Here is a 682-nt window from a genome sequence, read left to right on the forward strand (position 1 = left end):
CCCGTGACGGTGACGTGCCGGGTGCTCAAGATCGCGCGCCAGCCCTATTACCGCTGGCTCGCCAACCCGGTCACCGACGCCGAGCTCGAGCAGGCCTACCGCGCCAACGCCCTGTTCGACGCCCACCGCGACGATCCCGAGTTCGGTTACCGGTTCCTGGTCGACGAGGCGCGCGAAGCCGGTGAGCCGATGGCCGAGCGGACCGCATGGCGGATCTGCTCGCAGCTGGGCTGGTGGTCAGCGTTCGGCAAGCCCAAGCGAGGCAAGGCCAAGAAGCCCGGCCCGCCGGTCCACGACGACCTGTGCGCCGTGGTCGACGACAAGGGTCGGGTTCGGCACGAGTTCAACGCCGATGCCCCGAACAGGCTCTGGCTCACTGACATCACCGAGCACCGCACAGCAGAGGGCAAGCTCTACCTCTGCGCGATCAAGGACGTCCACTCCAACCGGATCGTCGGCTACTCCGTCAGCGACCGGATGAAGTCCCGCCTCGCAGTGACAGCGCTCAACAACGCTGTCGCCAGGCGGCAACTGGAAGGGGGCGATGTCGCCGGCTGCGCGATCCACAGCGACCGCGGCAGCCAGTTCCGTAGCCGGAAGTACGTCCACGCGCTCAACCGTCACGGCATGGTCGGATCGATGGGCCGAGTCGGCGCGGCCGGCGACAACGCAGCCATGGAGA

The 682-nt window shown here is 68.0% G+C and carries 1 protein-coding gene; it reads left to right on the forward strand.

Annotated elements, in window-relative coordinates; translation table 11 throughout:
• Positions 1 to 682 (forward strand): IS3 family transposase (locus tag ABC138_RS17565; RefSeq protein ID WP_345914470.1); only part of this gene is annotated, 682 nt, incomplete at both ends.

This window comes from Janibacter sp. LM (genome assembly GCF_039631275.1).
Classification (GTDB): Bacteria; Actinomycetota; Actinomycetes; order Actinomycetales; family Dermatophilaceae; genus Janibacter; species Janibacter terrae.